Here is a 17,352-nt window from a genome sequence, read left to right as displayed (position 1 = left end):
CCAGTTCAAGGAGAGTCATATGGGTGCACCCCACAAACCATAATCAATGATAGGGTGGAATAGAACCGACCCGGTGATGCCGTGACGAGCGACAGGGAGCGCGCCGAGCGTGCGTACGCCGACGAGGTGATCGGCGACGACACGATCCCGCACCTGTTCGAGGCGAGCGCGGAGCGCAACGCGAACCGGCCGGCCCAGCGGTACAAGGGGGGCGTGTACGACCGCTCGCTCGTGGCGGCCGGCGCGGTGCCCGCGGCTCCGAGCGGCGACTACGCGACGCTCACGTACGCGGAGATGCGCGGGATCGTCCGCGCGCTCGCGGCGGGCTTTCGCGACCTCGGCGTCGCGTCCGGCGATCGCGTCGGGATCTTCGCGAACACCAGGATGGAGTGGGCGCAGGCGGACTTCGCGCTCCTCGCGGCGGGCGCGGTCGTGACGACCGTGTACGTCGAATCGACCCCGGAGCAGGTGCGGTACCTGCTCTCCGACCCGGGCGCGACGGGCGTCGTCGTCGAGAACGGCGAGTCGCTCGATCGCGTCCTCGAGGTGGAGGACGACCTCGACCTCTCGTTTATCGCGGTGATCGACGAGGGGGGCGGGCGCGAGGACCGCGACGACGTGTTCACGCTCGGGGAGGTGTACGAGCGGGGCCGCGAGGCGTTCGACGAGGGCGAGTACCGGTCCTGGCTCGACTCGCGCGACCTCGACGACCTCGCGAGCCTCATCTACACGTCGGGGACGACTGGCGAGCCGAAGGGCGTACAGCTCACGCACGGCAACTTCCGGGCGAACGTCAATCAGGTCCGCAAGCGCTTCGGCCCGCGCCCGGACCGCCCGCCGGAGGTACCGACGATCGACGACGACTCGACGACGCTCTCGTTTCTCCCGCTCGCGCACGTCTTCGAGCGCACGGCGGGGCACTTCGTCCCGTTCGCGAGCGGGACGTGCGTCGCCTACGCCGAGAGCACGGACACCGTCGCGGACGACATCAAACTGGTGAGGCCGACGGGCGCGACGAGCGTCCCGCGCATCTACGAGCGCATCTTCAGCGGGATGCGCGAGCAGGCGAGCGAGTCGAAGATCAAGTCGCGGATCTTCGAGTGGGCCGTCGGGGTCGCCCGAGAGCGGGCGCGAACGGAGGCCCCCGGCCCGCTCCTCCGCCTCCAGCACGCCCTCGCCGACCGCCTCGTCTACAGCACGGTCCGCGAGGGCCTCGGCGGGAACGTCGAGCTGTTCATCAGCGGGGGCGGGAGCCTCTCTACGGATCTCGCCCGGCTGTTCGTCGGCATGGGGCTGACCATCTGCGAGGGGTACGGCCTCACCGAGACGGCCCCCGTCGTCTCCGCCAACCCGCCGGAGGACATCCGCCCGGGGACGCTCGGTCCGCCGCTCGTGGACGTGGAGGTGCGGCTCGACGAGTCGGTCGTCCCCGCGGATCAGCGATCGCCCGAGGAGGCGGGCGGACGGGTCGGCGAGTTGCTGGTGCGGGGTCCGAACGTGACGGCGGGGTACTGGAACCGACCCGACGCCACCGAGGCGGCGTTCACGGACGACGGGTACCTCCGAACCGGCGACATCGTCGAGCAGAGCGAGGACGGCTACCTGATCTTCCGCGACCGCCTCAAGCAACTGCTCGTGCTCTCGACCGGCAAGAACGTCGCACCCGGTCCCATCGAGGACGCGTTCGCCACCGTCGACCGCGTCGAACAGGTGATGGTCGTCGGCGACGACGAGAAGTTCGTCGGGGCGCTCGTCGTCCCCAACCTCGAGGCCGTCCGCGAGTGGGCGCGCGAGCAGGACGTCGACCTCCCGGACGACCCGGCGGCCGTCTGCGAGGACGAGCGCGTTCGCGCGTTCGTCGGCGAGGCCGTGGAGCGCGTCAACGAGGGCCTGGAGACGTACGAGCGGATCAAGCGCTTCGAACTCGTCCCCGAGGAGTGGACGCCGGAGAACGACCTGCTCACGCCCTCGCTGAAGAAGAAGCGCCGCAACGTCCTCGCGCGCTACGAGGAGGAGGTGCGGAGGATCTACGACCGCCCGCGGGAGCGCGCCGCCGCGGACGCGAACGCGAACGACTGAGCCGTTCCCGAGGTCGGTCGGCGGTCCCCCCGTCGACGCCTCGGGATCGTCAGAAGCTGAAGAGGTCGATGCCGCCGGTGACGCCGACGACCTGCCCGGTGACGTACCCCGCCTGCTCGGAGCAGAGGAAGGCGATCAGGGTCGCCACGTCCGCCTCCGTCCCCAGCTTGCGCATGGGAGTCGCCCTGGCGATGCGGGCGAAGTACGGGTCGACCTCCTCCAGTTGCTCGATGGGCAGGTCGGCCAGCGCCTCGACCACGATGTTCGGCGCGACGACGTTGCTCGTGACGCCCTTCTGCGCGCCCTCGAGCGCCAGCGTCTTGCCGAAGCCGATGAGCGCCGCCTTCGTCGCGGCGTAGGAGAGCTGCCCGAAGCCGCCCTGCCAGCCCGCCATCGAGGACATGTTGATCACCCGCCCCCACTCGCGTTCGAGCATGCCGGGGAACACCTCCCGGGTGACGTTGTAGGCCCCGGTGAGGTTGATCGACACGTCGCGGTCCCAGATCTCGTCGTCGTAGTCCTTCACCCGCGCGCGGGCGTCGACCATCGCCGCGTTGTTGATCAGCACGTCGATGCCGCCGGTCTCCTCCTCCAGCGCGGCGACGGTGTCGGCCACGTCCTCGCGGTCGGTGAGGTCGCACGCGACCGCGTGGGCCGTCCCGCCCGATTCCTCGATCTCGTCCGCCACTCGCTCGGCCGCGTCGAGGTCCACGTCGAGGGCGATCACCTCCGCGCCCTCCGCCGCCAGCACGCGGCAGTCCTCGCTCCCGATCCGCCCGCCCCCGCCGGTCACGAGGGCCGTCCTGTCGTCGAGTCCGAAGTCCATTGCGGGCGGTACGACGCGCAGGCCGCTCAAATAGTTACCCTGCGGCATGCGCGACCGTTTTTAACCGCCGAGGCGCGAGCGATCCGGCGCGGTCGAGGTCGGCGGGACGGGTCGCCCCCGGCGCTCACCGCAGGCCGGCGATCTCGAGCAGGTCCGACAGGTCCGCCGCGACGTAGTCCACCGCGTCGTGTGGGTCCTCCGCGGCCCGCTCGGCGGCGCTCCCCCCGAGCGCGACGGTGACGAGGCCCGCCCGCGAGCCGCCGCGCATGTCGTGGCGGTAGCGGTCGCCGACGTAGAGCGAGCGCCCCGGTTCGACGTGTTCGGGAGCCTTCCCGAGCGCGGCCTCGAACATCGCCGGGTCGGGCTTCGTCCGTCCGACCTCCTCGCTGGTCGTCACGTGGTCGAAGTGTCTGAGTACGTCGAACTTCCCGAGGATGCGCTCTGCCTCCCAGTGGTCGATGTCGCTGATGACGCCGAGGTAGTGGCCCGCGTCGTCGAGCGTCGAGACCACCTCCTTGGCGAACCGGGACGGCTGGACGTGTTCGAGCGTCGACTCCGCGAACAGGGGGAACCACTCCTCCTCGGCCACCTCCCGCCCGACGGCCGCCTCGAGCGCCCGCTGGTAGCCCGGCCGGGCCGTCCGGTAGACGGTCCCGTCGCGCGACGCGAAGTACGACCCGAGCGCCCGCTTCCAGTCCTCGATCAGCCCGTCGGGGTCGTCGATGCCCTGTTCGTCGGCGAACGCCTCGAGGAAGGCGACGTACCCCGACCGAACCGACGAGAGGTCGAGTAGCACGCCCCCGATGTCGAAGAAGACGGCGTCGTAGTCGGCCATGGCGGATGGCCGGGCGAGGGGCTAATGAAGCTATCGCGGCCGACGTCGGGGGCGGCGACGGCGGCGGTCGCGGGATCGGTACCGTCGGCGTTCGGACGGGCTACCGGGGTCGGTAGCGCCGGACGCCGTCCTCGACGGTCGCGTCGATCCGCCCCTCGGCCTCGAGGTGGCGGAGCGCGCCCACCACCTCCGCGATGATGTAGGCGATGTCACGGTCGCCCGCCCGCTCGCGGGCGATCTCGGCGGCCGTCTCCGCCCCCGCCTCGACCCGCTCCGCCGTCCGATCGAGCGTGCGGTCGAGGGACGCGCGGTCGCGGGCGACCGCCCCCGCCAGGTCGTCGTGGACGGGGCCGTGGCCGGGGTAGACGCGCGCGACGTCCACCGCGGCGAGGCGGTCGAGCGCGCCGTAGAAGGCGGCGATGGCCCCCTCGACGCCGCGGTCGAGGCCGACGTGGAGGGCGACCGGTCGGAACGGCTCGATGGCCGCGTCGCCGGAGACGAGCGTCGGCTCGCCGAGGTCGACCCGGAAGCAGCAGTGATCCGCCTGGTGGCCCGGCGTGTGGATCACCTCGACGGGTGTCCCGGCCACCTCGACGCGCTCGCCGTCCGACACCCACACGTCGACGGCGGCGGGCGGGAGGAGGTCGCGGTTCCGCTCCAGCGACCCGACGGCCATCGAGACGGCGGTGTCGAGCGCGTCGCCGGTCAGCCCCGCGCCGACGGCGTTCGCGCGGACGGCGGCGGCGAGGTCGTCCGCGTCGCGGTCGAACCGCTCGCGGATCCCCGCGGGGGCGTACACGGTCGGATCGGCCGCCTCGACGACCGCGCCGACCTGTCCGACGTGATCCACGTGGGGGTGCGTGAGGACGAGGTGCTCGACGTCCGCGAGGTCGCGCCCGCACTCGGCGAGGCGCTCGCGGAGGACGCGCTCCGCGTCGGATCCGGGCATCCCGGCGTCGATCAGCGTCGGCTCGTCGCAGTCCACGAGGTAGCTGGCGACGTGTCCCGGCGGCCACTCCACGTCGAACTCGATGCGGTGGACGGCGGGCGGCGCGTCGCTCCGGCGATCCGTCATCGGTGGAGCAACCCGCCGGCGGGCGATAAGGGTGGTGTTCCCGTCAGCGCTCGCCGGCGGCTCGCCTAGCGATGGTAACCGCTCGCGGCGACCGTCGGACTAATGTTATACCGCACGGTTGTAGACGTGAACGATGGTAATCGAGAGCCAGGGTGAGATCGGATGAGCACCGAACAGTTCAGCGTGGCGGGGAAGACCGTCGTCGTCACCGGGTCCTCGCAGGGGATCGGACGGGTGACCGCGGAGCGCTTCGCCGGGGACGGCGCGAACGTCGTCGTCTCCTCGCGCTCCCAGGAGAAGGTAGACGAGGTCGCGGCGGGCATCCGCGAGTCCGGCGCGCCGGGCGACGTGCTCGCGGTCGAGTGCGACGTGCGCGACCGGCCCGCCGTCGAGGCGCTGGTCGAGGCGACCGTCGAGGAGTTCGGCGGGCTGGACGTCCTCGTCAACAACGCGGGCGCGTCGTTCATGGCCGGGTTCGACGACATCTCGGAGAACGGCTGGAAGACGATCGTGGACATCAACCTCCACGGCACGTTCCACTGCTCGCAGGCCGCCGGCGCTCACATGCGCGAGCACGGCGGCGGGAGCATCGTCAACCTCGCGAGCGTCGCGGGCACCGACGGGTCGCCGTACATGAGCCACTACGGCGCGGCGAAGGCGGGCGTGGTGAACCTCACGACGACGCTCGCCTACGAGTGGGCGGGCGACGACGTGCGCGTCAACTGCGTCGCGCCGGGGTTCGTCGCCACGCCGGGCGTCGCGAGCCAGATGGGCGTCACCGCCGACGAGATCGACCGACACGAGGTGAAGCGGCGGATCGGCCTGAGCGAGGAGATCGCCGACGTCGTGCAGTTCCTCGCCAGCGACGCCTCCTCGTACGTCGTGGGCGAGACGATCGTGGCACGCGGCGTCCCGCGGATCGAGGAGACCACCGAGATATGACCGACAGAGACGTCTTCCTCCCGGTCGCGGCCCAGGCGAGCGTCGGGGCGTTCGTCGAGCAGGCCCGGCGCGCCGAGGACCTCGGCTACGACGCGGCGTGGATCCCCGAGACGTGGGGGCGAAACGCGGCCGTCGTGCTGACGAGCATCGCCGAGGGCACCGACTCGATCGACCTCGGGACGAGCATCATGCCGATCTACTCGCGCTCGCCGGCACTCATCGGCCAGACCGCGGCCACGCTACAGGAGGTCTCGGGGGGTCGCTTCCGCCTCGGCCTCGGTCCGAGTGGCCCCATCGTCATCGAGAACTGGCACGGCGTCGACTACGGCAACCCGCTCCGCCGGACGCGCGAGACGGTCGACGTCGTAAAGCGGGTGCTCTCGGGCGAGGAGGTGGAGTACGACGGCGAGTACTTCGACCTCTCTGGCTTCCGCCTGCGCTGTACGCCCCCGGACCCCGTCCCGCCGGTCGAGGTGGCCGGGATGGGACCGAAGGCGGTCGAGCTAGCGGGGCGCTTCGCCGACGGCTGGCACGCGCTCATGCTCACCGCCGACGGGATCGCCGATCGCGTCGAGGACCTCGAACGCGGGGCCGAGAAGGGCGAGCGCGACTCCGACGACGTGCGCGTCACGCTCGCGCTGACCTGCGCCGCGCTCCCCGACCGCGAGCGCGCCCGCGAACTCGTCAGGCAACACACCGCGTTCTACGTCGGAGGGATGGGCACGTTCTACCGCGACAACCTCGCCCGCCAGGGGTACGAGGAGACCGCCCGCGCGGTGTACGACGCCTGGCAGGACGGGGACCGCGCGGCCGCGATGGCCGCCGTCGACGACGACCTGCTCGACTCGCTCGCGGTCGCGGGGACACCCGACGAGGCCGGAGAGCGGCTCGCCGAGTTCGAGGCCATCGACGGCGTCGACGCCGTCTCCGTCTCCTTCCCGCGGGGGGCCGACCCCGACGAGATCGGTGCGACCATCGACGCGCTCGCGCCGACGGAGAGCGGGCGATGATCGAGGCGGTCGCCGCACAGCTTTATCAACCCTCCGAGATCACGAGTGGCGATGACTGACGCAGACGGCTCCACCGGCGCGGACCTGTTCGTCGCCACCCTCGAACGGTACGGCGTCACGCGCGTCTTCGGGAACCCCGGGACGACCGAACTCCCGGTTCTCGAGGCGCTCTCCCACAGCGACCTCGACTACGTCCTCGGCCTGCACGAGGACGTCGCCGTGGGGATGGCCTCGGGGTACGCCCAGACGCGGCGCTACCACGGCCACCACGACCCGTCGGTGATGCCGGCGGGCGTCGTGAACCTGCACATCACGCCCGGCCTCGCCCACGGCCTCGGCAACCTCTACGCCGCGAAGTGGGTCGGCGCGCCGATCGTCGTCACCGCCGGGAACCACGAACTCGACTTCCGCCACGAGGAACCGCTACTCTCGGGCGATCTCCAGGAGATGGTCCGGCAGTTCACGAAGTTCGACGCGGAGGTGACCGACGTGCGCGCGCTCCCCGGGTTGCTCCGCCGGGCGTTCCGCATCGCGCTGACGCCGCCCACCGGCCCCGTCTTCCTCGCGCTCCCGATGGACGTGATGCTCGCGGAGACGGACCTCGAGCCCGAGGCGCTCGGGCCGATCCCGACCGCCGGGCGGGGCGACGAGGCGCAGATCGACGCGGCCGCCGACCTGCTCGCCGAGGCCGACGCGCCGGTGTTCGTCCTCGGCGACGAGATCGCCCGGTCGGGATACGAGGCCGTCGAGGCGGCCGTCGACCTCGCGGAGGCCTGCGGCGCGCGCGTCCACGGCGAGATGCTCGCCTGCGAGGTGAACTTCCCGACCGACCACGAACTCTGGGTGTCGCACATCCCGCCCCAGGAGGGCTTCGCGTCGATGCTGATGAACAGCGACGCGCTCGCGTTCGTCGGCTGCTCGACCAACACGACGCTCCTGCGCCACGAGAACCCGCTCGTTCCCGACCACGCGACCCGGATCCACGTCGGGACGAACGCTCACGACCTCGCCAAGCAACAGCGCGCCGACGCGGCGATCCTCGGCGATCCCGGCGACGTGATGGCCGACCTCGCCGAGCGCGTCGCGGCGCGCGTCGACGAGGAGACGCGTGCGGAGCGCGTCGAGAAGGTCCGCGCGCTGAAGGAGTCGCTCGCCGATACGATGGAGAAGATCGGCCGCGGCGACGCCGACCCGGACGACCCGCGGGCCTCGAAGGCCGGCCTCGTGGACGCCCTGCGCTCGGTCGCGCCGGACGCCTACGTCGTGGACGAGGGGATCACCGCGAAGTACCCCCTGCTCCTGCGCTGGCCGATGGGGGCCGAGCAGCTGATCTCGAACAAGGGCGGCGGCCTGGGCTACGGCCTGCCCGCCTCGGTGGGCGCGGCCATCGCGGAGCGCGAGTCCGACGACCCCCGGCAGGTCGTCGGCTACGTCGGCGACGGGTCGTACCTCTACTACCCCCACGCGCTCTACTCGGCGGCGCGCTACGACGTGGACCTCACGGTCGTCGTCCCCGACAACCGCAACTACCGCATCCTGAAGGACAACACGAACGCCATCTTCGGGGGCGAGGACTCGGATCACGACTACGTCGGCATGGACTTCGAGCCGCCGGTGGACATCCCGACGAACGCCGAGAGCCACGGCGCGACGGGTCGCCTCGTGGAGCGCGAGGAGGAGATCGCGCCGGCGTTCGAGGAGGCGCTGGCGACGGACGGTCCCGTGGTGCTGGACGTGCTGGTGCACGACTGATAGACATGCGGTTTACCATCTACATTCCTGGAACATTTAAATCGTTTTATTAATTTAATATTGTATAAATTTATGTGTTTTCGATATATTATATGGTATATACGACCAATATATTAGTACAAATATAATCGAATACTACAGTATTATTTTATCCAAAGTAGAGTTATAGCAGTAGTAATCTAGTGTAGGAAAGGTATAAATACTCTACGTATAAACTGTATCGAGTGGCAGAAGATAATCCGGGAAGAAGTCGACGAAGGTACCTGAAGTCGGTCGTATTCGCTAGCAGCGCTGCTCTCCTCGGGTCATCTATGCCCGTTAAAGCACGTGACCTAGAACAAAACGATTTGACCTGTGGTCCGGATCCATGTGGTGGAGGTGACTATCCTGTCGAAATCTACGAAACAAATCCTGTACAAAAGACGTACAATGGTCGGGATTATTTGGGAGTAGCAGGTATTGAGTCGGATTATTACGGTTCGTACACGAATCCGAACTACGATGGCGGTGGCTACCTGCATGACTTCGTCACTGCTGGCCACTTCACATCGCTTGACCGACCTGGAGGAGGAAGTACTTGGTATAAAAATCGATCCATCATCCATCAGAAAGCAACAGTCACGAATCACAAACCAAATGAGTGTGCGATCGTTAGCCAAGTTGGCGGGACTGGCGAATGGATAGGTGCATCTCGCGACGATGAACCTGCTTCTTCTGACTTTTACGGAGAGCAGATGAAAAACGCTGCAGAGGCAGCCATCGGTGCAGTGTCGGAGACTGCAGGCACATACATTGCAGTCGCTGAGTTTATCGACGCATTAGCAAACGAATACGGTTCAACACCTGATGACGAAGAGGAATGGGGACCAAAATTCGAATATAAACCTAGCTACCCTCATGACTGTACAAACACTCTCCGGTTTGCAATTACGAGTCGCGATATAGGTGATGAAGTGAGAGTGACCACTCGACAGGAGGCAAGCATACCAACAGTTAATGATCCATATGAAGTCCCGTATGCCGACGTTGAATGGTGGCTGACTACCGAGGACCCAAATATTAATTCAGTGCTGTCACAGCAGTCATCAATCACCGAAAAAAACGCTACGGGGATGGATACTAGGGAAATCATAGATACATTCCCCTCTAAGCGGGTTCGTCACAAAGATCTACCACCGTATGCGGAGGTACAGGAGATGGCCGACCATGGAGCGGTTTATCGCGTATTTCTTCCATTTACCGCGAGAACTTCGACTTCATCAATCTGAGTAGATCCATCCTCTTTTTATAATTCTGACCTCTATGAATAGCGATGAATAGACGGACACTCCTGAAAGCAGGCTTCGTGTCGCTGTCCCTCCTTGCGGGCTGTTCAACCCTCGGTGTTCCAAAACCACGATCAGACAAACAGATACGGCTAGAGGCGGTCGACGTTCTCAATCGCCGCGAGACCGAGGAGAGATTCGAACTCGCGGTCGAATACGAAGGCGATCCGATACGCGTCGCCGAACGGACGATCGAGGGCGCGGACGATCCGTCGAGTCCGACGGGCATCGAGTTTTCCGACTGGCCCGACGAACGCGGAAGTTATCGGTTCTCCTTCCGCCTCGACGGACGGGAACGCTGGCTGCGGGTGACGCCGGAGGACACCGGCATCCGTCCGGAGAACGTCGATTGCTACCGGATGGTGTTCGTCATTAACCTCGGCGACCGACTGAACGCACTCGCGCAGGGCGAGTGCTCCTGAACCGGCGTTCAACGAACCGATACGCACCGAGGAGGCGCTGGCGACGGACGGTCCCGTGGTGCTGGACGTGCTGGTGCACGACTGACGGACGTCGCGCCCCCGAACGTCATCCCGACACCCACGAACACGAATTTTTAATACAGGGAGTACGAACGCGGAGGTAGATTGAACAAGAGCTTCGGGCCGAGCTTCGTATTTCGGTGACGCACGTCACCGCGCGAAAGCGAGGATAGGTTCGGCCGGCTCGCCGACTGTGGGCGGTTCGGTGACCCAACCGGATTACGATGGGTTGTGATTCTCACCGAAGCGTCACGCTGATCGGCACTTGGTTCGCGCCCTGCGCTTAGCCGTGCGTGAACCGATTTTACAGGTTCTCACCAGCTGAAGCGCAGTGCGTGGGCTGTCTGGTCGTCCAAATTATGACCTGCCGAACCCACCTAAATGCCCAACGCACCATCGCGTCGGTCACACCACAGTCGACAGCATCGCATCCACACCGACTATGACTCCGGTCGCCGATTTCGCCCGCTTTGGCCGTTATTCGGAGGGGGCGCTCGATGAGGTACGCACCCTACGAACTGGCCCTCAAATCGCGCGTCTCGGGCGCACGGTCAATCTATCGATTCCACACCGCGGACGGAGTCTGTTCGAAACGCTCCTTCCGGAACGCTGAACTCCTCCTGGTCGAATCTCTCTGGGAAACCGATCTCGGGCATTTCCTCAGTCTAGAAGCGAACTACGGCGTCGTCGGCGTCGTTCTCGCTGATCGCGCTGACGCCGTTCACATGGCGTCGTCGAGCGCTCGCGCCACGCGACTCTGTGAGCGTAACGCTATCGAGAACGACGCGGACGCAACAACCACGCTCGTCGCAGATATCACGACTCTCGACTGGTCGTTCGACACCGTCGCATACGCTCCGAAACCCTACACTCCGCTGTCCGTCGGACAGCAACGCATCGCGGATGCCCTTTCTGTCCTACGACCTGGCGGCAGTCTCTACATAGCGGCATCGAAGCGAACCGGCCTCACGCGGTACGAACAGTGTTTGCGCGAGCTCGCTGCAACCGTCGAACAGCGCTCTGAGTACGACGGGTGCGTTCTCCTCGAGGCGACTCGGCCACCGTCATTTGAGCCACCAACCTACGCCACGCCGCGAGAACTCGGCGTAGAGATAAACGGTGTCACGCTCTCGCTCATCACCGTCCCAGGGTTGTTTTCCCCATCTCAATTGGACAGCGGTACACGGTTATTGTTGGAAACGACGACCATCGAAGACGGCGAGAAGGTACTGGATATCTGCTGTGGATACGGTGTTGTCGGGACATACGCTGGCCGCGTCGCGGACTGTGACGTGTGGCTCAGCGACGATGACCGGGTAGCGACCTCGTGTGCGGAGTGCAGCCTCCGTGCATCCGGGGTAGATGGGACCGTTGTGACTGCTGATTGCGCCGAGGGCGTCGCCGATCAGACGTTCGATCGGGTGTTCTGTAATCCACCAACCCACGCGGGTGCTGATGTACTCTCCGAGCTATTCTCCGGGATACACGACGTTCTCGCTCCCGACGGCGAACTTGCGGTCGTCCATCGTCGTGAACTCGATCTACGTGCCCATCTCTCCCAGTTCGATACGATAGAGCGACTCCGAACGGCGAACGGGTACGTCGTTCTACGCGTATTCGCCTGAGCAACGTCGGTAACGCCGCGAGCAGCGGCGCTGACGGACCGCAACATTCGCCTCGATACCGACCCATAGCGTCCACGTATCGACATCGACCGACGATCTCGTGGTGCTGGACGTGCTGGTCCACGACTGACCGACGCCGTTCCGCGGTGCTCTCGCGTCCGAACGCCTCCATAGCCCTATCGAGTCACGGATAGCAACCCGATCAGCTATTGTCCCCCCCTAGCAAGGGTTACCTACCGCTTCCGAGGTGTCTCACACGTGGATACGCACGCCGTCACCCTCCTGGTCACCGTCGACTCCCTCCGGGCTGACGCGCTCGCGGCCATGCCCACCGTGAGCGCGCTCGCCCGGGAGGGAGCGCACTTTACGCGCGCCTACGCGCACGGCAACTGGACGCCCTTCTCCTTCCCGAGCGTCCTCGGCTCGGACCCCGTGTTCGCGGAGGGAGATCGCCTCGGTCCCTCCTCGCGGCCGACGCTCGCCGAGCGCCTCCGCGCGGGTGGCGTCCAGACGGTCGGACTCAACGCCGCGAACGGCTTCCTGAGCGAGCACTGGGGGTACGACCGCGGGTTCGACGCGTTCGAGACGTGGCTCGACGGGTCCGGGATCGACCGCCTGCTCGCCGCCCACCCGACCGTCGGCGGGTGGCTCCAGCTCGTCGCCGCGCCCGGTCGCCGCGCCGTCGGGATCGCCCGCGGCGAGGGCGACCACCCCGCGGTCGACACGTCGCACCTCCGCGCCCTGGAGCGCCGGGCCGTCGAGTGCGTCCGGGCGGCGGACCGCCCGCTCTTCCTCTGGGTACACTACATGGACACGCACACGCCGTACGTCCCCGCGCCGCGGCACGTCCGGGCGGTCGGCGGCGCGACGGGCACCGCGTCGATGCTCCGGGCGCACATTCGGGCGGGCCTCGGCCGCGAGGTCGGCGACCGGGCGCTCGCGGACCTCCGGACCTGCTACGAGGGCGCGGCCCACCAGGTGGATGCGAGCGTCGGTCGGCTCCTCGACGCGCTCTCGGCGGCGGGGCTGCGCGAGGAGACCTGCGTGATCGTGGCGGGCGACCACGGCGAGGAGTTCATGGACCACGGTCACCTCGCGCACTACCCGAAGCTCTACTCGGAACTCATCAACGTCCCGCTCGTGGTCGACGCGCCCGACGCCCCGCCGCGGACCGTCACCGCGCCGGTCGGCCTGCGCTCGATCCCGCCGACGGTCTGCGAGGCGATGGGCGTCCCCGCGCCCGACCTCGACGCCGAGAGCCTCCTCCCGACCGTCCGGGACGGCGAGCGCCCCGCCCGCGAGCCGGTGCTCTCGGTCGCCGTCCGGGGAGAGCGCGTTACCCAGCAGCCGATCCCGCGGCGGCCCGCCGACGGAGAACTCCTCGTGAGCGCCCGGACCGACCGATTCACGTACATCTATCACACCGATTCCGGCCGCCGCGAGCTGTACGACCGCTCCGCCGACTCGGGCGAGCGTCGCGACCTCGCGGGAGCGTCCGACCACGCGCCGACGGTGCGACGGCTCCATCGGGCGGTCGAGCGGCACGCCGAACGCCTCGACTCGGCGGCGGACGGCAAGGAGTCGGCGGACGAGACGCCCGCGTCGATCGAGCGACGGCTGGAGGCGCTCGGCTACCGGTAGCCGCCGGCGTTCGTCGGCGATCAGTCGTCGGGATCGGGGTCGGGGTCGGCGACCACGCGCTTTCCCTCGGCGGTCTCGGGAAACATCTTCCCCGGGTTGAGCGTGTCCCTCGGGTCGAGCGCGCGCTTGATCCGGCGCATCGCCTCCACCGCCTCCGGCCCGTGTTCGAGTTCGAGGTACTCGCGCTTGCCGAGGCCGACGCCGTGTTCGCCGGTGCAGGTGCCGCCGAACTCGATCGCCCGGCGGACGATCTTCCCGTGGACGTCGCGGGCGAGGGCGACCATCTCCGGATCCGACCGATCCGCGAACACCGCGTAGTGGACGTTACCGTCGCCCGCGTGGCCGAACGTGGGGATGATGAGATCGTGCTCGGCGCTCAGCTCCTTCGCGTAGCGCACCACGTCCGGATACGTGCTGATCGGAACGGTGACGTCCCCCGGCGTGAGCGGTTTCAGGACCTCGTCGTAGCTCCGGAGCGCGAGCGCGAGTTCCCGGCGGGCGCGCCAGAGGCTCGCCATCTCGGCCTCGTCCTCGGCGATCTCGAAGCGGACGACGCCGTTCGCCTCGAACGCCTCGCGACAGCGGTCGATCTCCGCCTCGATCCCGTGGTTCGCGTGGAACTCGAGGAAGACCATCGGCGCGTCGGGGAGGTCCGTCCCGAGGTAATCGTTCGCCATCCCGGCGCTCACGTCGTCGATGAGTTCGATCGTCGCCACGTCAACGCCCGAGCGGATGGTCTCGAAGATAGCGGTCGTCGCGTCGTCGAGGTCCCCGAAGACGGCCCGCCCGGCGCGGACCTGTTCGGGGAGGCGCTCGAGTTCGAGCGTCGCGCGCGTGACGACCGCGAGGGTGCCCTCGCTGCCGACGAGCAGGTCCGTCAGGTTGTAGCCCGCGGAGGTCTTGACGGCCTTGCTCCCCGTCGTGATCACCGAACCGTCGGCGAGGACGGCCTCCAGTTCGAGCACCCAGTCGCCCACCTCGCCGTACTTCACGGTCTTCATCCCGCTCGCGTCGTTGACGATCATCCCGCCGATGGTGGAGATGTCGGCCGAGGCGGGCATCGGCGGGAAGAACAGCCCGTGCTCGGCCAGCGCCTCGTCGATCCGCTCGCCGATGACCCCCGGCTGGACGTCCACCTGGAAGTCGTCCGGCCGCACGTCGAGGATCGCGTCCATCCGCGTCACGTCCATGCTGACCCCCTCGTGGACGGGGACGGCGTTGCCCTCCAGGCTCGTCCCCGCCGCGTAGGGCGTGACGGGAACGCCGCGGTCGTTCGCCGCCGAGAGGACGGCGGCCACCTCCTCGGTCGACTCGGGCCAGACGACGGCGTCGGGTCGGACCGCCGCGCCCGTCTCCTGCGTGCCCCAGTCCGCGGCGTGGCTCTCCCGGTCGTCAGCCTCGAAGGACGCGTCCACGTCGAGGTCGGCGAGGAAGGAACAGTCGTAGGCCATGTGACGAGAGACCCGACCGCACCGGGATAAGTGTGTTCCCGACGTGCGGACGTGCGATGCTCGGACGTGCGGGCCCGCGGGCGTCCGGCGACCGTTTATACCGTCCCCGCCCGACGACCGGAACATGAAGGCCATCGAGGTGACGGCGTTCGGCGACGCGGACACGATCGAGGTCGTCGAGCGCGACGTCCCGGAACCGCGCGAGGGGCAGGTTCGGATCGACGCGCGCGCGATCGGCGTCAACTTCGCCGACATCATGCAGCGGCGCGGCCACTACCAGGGCGGCCCAACTCCCCCCTACGTCCCCGGCATGGAGGTCGCGGGCGTGGTGGACGCCGTCGGCGAGGGCGTCGACGGGTTCGCTGAGGGCGACCGCGTCGTCGGCATGGTCGGCCGGTCGGGGTACGCCGAGTACGCCGTCGCGGACGCGGACGGCCTGTTCGACGTTCCCGAGGGGATGAGCTTCGAGGAGGCCGCCGGGTTCCCCGTCCAGTTCCTCACGGCGCACAACTGCCTGTTCGAGTGGGGCGGACTGGAGAGCGAGGCGGAGGGCGAGAACGAAGGGAAGCGCGTCCTGATCCACGCCGCCGCCGGGGGCGTCGGCACCGCCGCCGTGCAACTCGCGAGCGAGGCGGGCGCGGAGGTGTTCGGCACCGCGAGCACCGCGGAGAAGCTCGACCTCGCGGCGGACCTCGGCTGCGACCACCCGATCAACTACGTCGAGGCGGACTTCGCCGAGGAGGTGAGCGAGATCACCGACGGGGAGGGCGTCGACCTCGTGCTCGACGGCGTCGGCGGCGAGACCACCGAGCGCAGCCTCGACTGCCTCGCGCACTTCGGGCGGATGGTCGTCTACGGCGCGGCGAGCGGCGAGCCCGGCCGACCGGACACCGCGACGCTCCTCTTCAACAACTTCGAGGTCGTCGGCTACCACCTCGGGCAGGGCCTCCAGCGCGACCCTCAGCGGGTCCTGCGCGCCGTCCCGCACCTCACCGAACTGCTGACCGCCGGCGACCTCTCGGTGCAGGTCGGGCACACCTTCCCGCTCGCGGACGCCGCGGACGCCCACCGCGCCATCGAGAACCGCGAGACGAGCGGGAAGGTCGTGCTGGTTCCGTAGCGAATTCAGGCGAACGTACTCCGCTTCGCTACGATGCGGCGCAGACCCGCGCCGACGGCGAACGCGACCGTACCGAGCGTCAGCGCCGCAACGGCACTGCCGACCGCGGCGAGGGCTACGAGTTCCAGCAGCGACGGCGGAGCGCCCGTCAGCGCGATGCCGCCGTAGTTGAGCACGACGCCGGCCACCGCAACGAACGTCAGCAGCCAACTCACGAGGAGGCCGTCGTTCTCGAACGCCTGCACGACGACGGCGACGCCGAGCAGGAGCGCGTATCCCTCCCACCAGAGCGCGACGAGAACGACTGGAGGGGCGTCGAACCGCTTTACCCCGGCGAAGTACGCGAGCGAGACGAAAAACAGGAGCGCCGCGACGGCGAGCCACCGGCGCGTCGCCGATCGGTCACGGCCGAGGAGGAGCGCCCTGAGTAACATGGCCCCGTATCCATCGACGAGCAGTAAGTGCTTTCCGTGCGGCGCGTGCCGAGCCGTACTCACACCGGCAGCGCGCTCACGTCCACCCCCTCGCGCCGCCCGTCGAGCACCGCGAACCGCTCGTCGCGGCGCAGTTCCAGCCAGCGGAGGAGCCGCTCCGCCCACGCCAGCTTGCGACGTTTCATCGGGTCGACCTCGGGGTCGTCGAAGTCCCACCCGGGGAAGGTCAGCGCGGCCGCCCCGAGGTGGTCCGCGACGAACGCGGCGCGGTCGCCGTCGGTGAACCCGCCGAGGTTCACCACCGGCCCCGCGGGCTCGGCCTGCGTCGTCGGGAGGACGTTCCGGCGGGTCATCTGCGGGACCCACTCCACGAGGGCGGGGACGTTATCGCCGTGGGCGGCGACGGCCACCGGCGTCCCCTCGTGGGTGAGCTGGACGGCGGTCGCGGGGTTCTTGTCGAGGTCGGTCACCATCAGGTCCACCCGGACGCCCTCCGCGCGGAGCACGTCGGCGGCGCTGGAGGCGGCGAAGACGACGTCCGCCCGGCGGGCGACCGCGAGTTCGTCCGCGAGCGACGGCCCCGCCCCGGCGACGGCGACGGTGCTCCCCTCGACGCTCGCGAGTCGGTCGAGGTCGAAGGCGTCGGTGAGTTCCGCCAGCCGGTCGCGTGCGCGCTCGTCGCTCGCGCGGTCGAAGCCGAAGTCGGCCAGGATCACCTCGTAGACGGCGAGCCAGTCGCTCACGAGCATGGGTCG

General features: G+C 68.3%; 15 protein-coding genes. 9 read left to right on the top strand and 6 right to left on the bottom strand.

Going from position 1 to position 17,352, the window contains the following annotated elements; genetic code table 11:
• Positions 1-81 precede the first annotated feature (81 nt).
• Entirely contained in the window at positions 82-2,079 is a 1,998-nt protein-coding gene (locus NKI68_RS15295; RefSeq protein ID WP_254543972.1) for an AMP-dependent synthetase/ligase, read from the top strand.
• 49 nt (positions 2,080-2,128) lie between these two features.
• Here the strand turns inward: NKI68_RS15295 and NKI68_RS15290 are convergent, their stop codons facing one another.
• The 3 genes from NKI68_RS15290 to NKI68_RS15280 form a co-directional block, all read right to left on the bottom strand.
• A complete protein-coding gene (locus tag NKI68_RS15290) occupies positions 2,129-2,905 on the bottom strand; it encodes an SDR family NAD(P)-dependent oxidoreductase (protein WP_254543971.1) in 777 nt (258 codons plus the stop codon).
• Between the two features lie 124 nt (positions 2,906-3,029).
• Positions 3,030-3,740, bottom strand: coding sequence for an HAD family hydrolase (locus NKI68_RS15285; protein WP_254543970.1), 711 nt, complete (start codon positions 3,738-3,740; stop codon positions 3,030-3,032).
• Positions 3,741-3,840: 100 nt separating this feature from the next.
• Positions 3,841-4,815 carry an MBL fold metallo-hydrolase gene (locus NKI68_RS15280; RefSeq protein ID WP_254543969.1) on the bottom strand — a complete coding sequence of 325 codons (975 nt, stop codon included), beginning with the start codon at positions 4,813-4,815 and terminating at the stop codon, positions 3,841-3,843.
• Positions 4,816-4,977: 162 nt separating this feature from the next.
• On the opposite strand from NKI68_RS15280, the gene NKI68_RS15275 reads away from it, so the two are divergent.
• From NKI68_RS15275 to NKI68_RS15245, 7 genes are all read left to right on the top strand, one after another.
• Positions 4,978-5,757 (top strand): SDR family NAD(P)-dependent oxidoreductase, encoded by a 780-nt coding sequence (locus tag NKI68_RS15275; protein WP_254543968.1) that lies wholly within the window; start codon positions 4,978-4,980, stop codon positions 5,755-5,757.
• Entirely contained in the window at positions 5,754-6,767 is a 1,014-nt protein-coding gene (locus NKI68_RS15270) for a TIGR04024 family LLM class F420-dependent oxidoreductase (RefSeq protein WP_254543967.1), read from the top strand. The genes NKI68_RS15275 and NKI68_RS15270 overlap by 4 nt, the downstream gene beginning before the upstream one ends.
• A gap of 51 nt (positions 6,768-6,818) precedes the next feature.
• The gene (locus NKI68_RS15265; protein ID WP_254543966.1) at positions 6,819-8,519 is read left to right on the top strand and encodes a thiamine pyrophosphate-binding protein; all 1,701 of its coding nucleotides are present in this window, start codon (positions 6,819-6,821) and stop codon (positions 8,517-8,519) included.
• Positions 8,520-8,743: 224 nt separating this feature from the next.
• The gene (locus NKI68_RS15260; RefSeq protein ID WP_254543965.1) at positions 8,744-9,787 is read left to right on the top strand and encodes a hypothetical protein; all 1,044 of its coding nucleotides are present in this window, start codon (positions 8,744-8,746) and stop codon (positions 9,785-9,787) included.
• 44 nt (positions 9,788-9,831) lie between these two features.
• Positions 9,832-10,266, top strand: a complete 435-nt coding sequence (locus NKI68_RS15255; RefSeq protein ID WP_254543964.1) for a hypothetical protein — start codon at positions 9,832-9,834, stop codon at positions 10,264-10,266.
• A gap of 557 nt (positions 10,267-10,823) precedes the next feature.
• Positions 10,824-11,951 (top strand): methyltransferase, encoded by a 1,128-nt coding sequence (locus tag NKI68_RS15250; protein WP_254543963.1) that lies wholly within the window; start codon positions 10,824-10,826, stop codon positions 11,949-11,951.
• Positions 11,952-12,209: 258 nt separating this feature from the next.
• Entirely contained in the window at positions 12,210-13,592 is a 1,383-nt protein-coding gene (locus NKI68_RS15245) for a sulfatase family protein (protein ID WP_254543962.1), read from the top strand.
• Positions 13,593-13,612: 20 nt separating this feature from the next.
• On the opposite strand, the gene NKI68_RS15240 is transcribed toward NKI68_RS15245, so the two are convergent.
• Positions 13,613-15,043, bottom strand: a complete 1,431-nt coding sequence (locus NKI68_RS15240) for an FAD-binding oxidoreductase (RefSeq protein WP_254543961.1) — start codon at positions 15,041-15,043, stop codon at positions 13,613-13,615.
• Between the two features lie 124 nt (positions 15,044-15,167).
• Between NKI68_RS15240 and NKI68_RS15235 the strand changes: the two genes are divergently transcribed.
• Entirely contained in the window at positions 15,168-16,163 is a 996-nt protein-coding gene (locus NKI68_RS15235) for a quinone oxidoreductase family protein (protein ID WP_254543960.1), read from the top strand.
• Positions 16,164-16,168: 5 nt separating this feature from the next.
• Here NKI68_RS15235 and NKI68_RS15230 read toward each other — a convergent pair whose 3' ends face one another.
• Together NKI68_RS15230 and NKI68_RS15225 are read right to left on the bottom strand one after the other, a co-directional pair.
• Positions 16,169-16,660, bottom strand: coding sequence for a hypothetical protein (locus tag NKI68_RS15230; protein WP_254543959.1), 492 nt, complete (start codon positions 16,658-16,660; stop codon positions 16,169-16,171).
• Positions 16,657-17,346: a 6-hydroxymethylpterin diphosphokinase MptE-like protein gene (locus tag NKI68_RS15225; RefSeq protein WP_254543958.1), complete on the bottom strand. Its 690-nt coding sequence runs from the start codon at positions 17,344-17,346 to the stop codon at positions 16,657-16,659. The genes NKI68_RS15230 and NKI68_RS15225 overlap by 4 nt, the downstream gene beginning before the upstream one ends.
• Between the last annotated feature and the right edge of the window lie 6 nt (positions 17,347-17,352).

This window comes from Halomarina pelagica (assembly GCF_024228315.1).
GTDB classification, from domain to species: domain Archaea; phylum Halobacteriota; class Halobacteria; order Halobacteriales; family Haloarculaceae; genus Halomarina; species Halomarina pelagica.
This window is presented reverse-complemented; position numbering and strand designations above follow the sequence as displayed.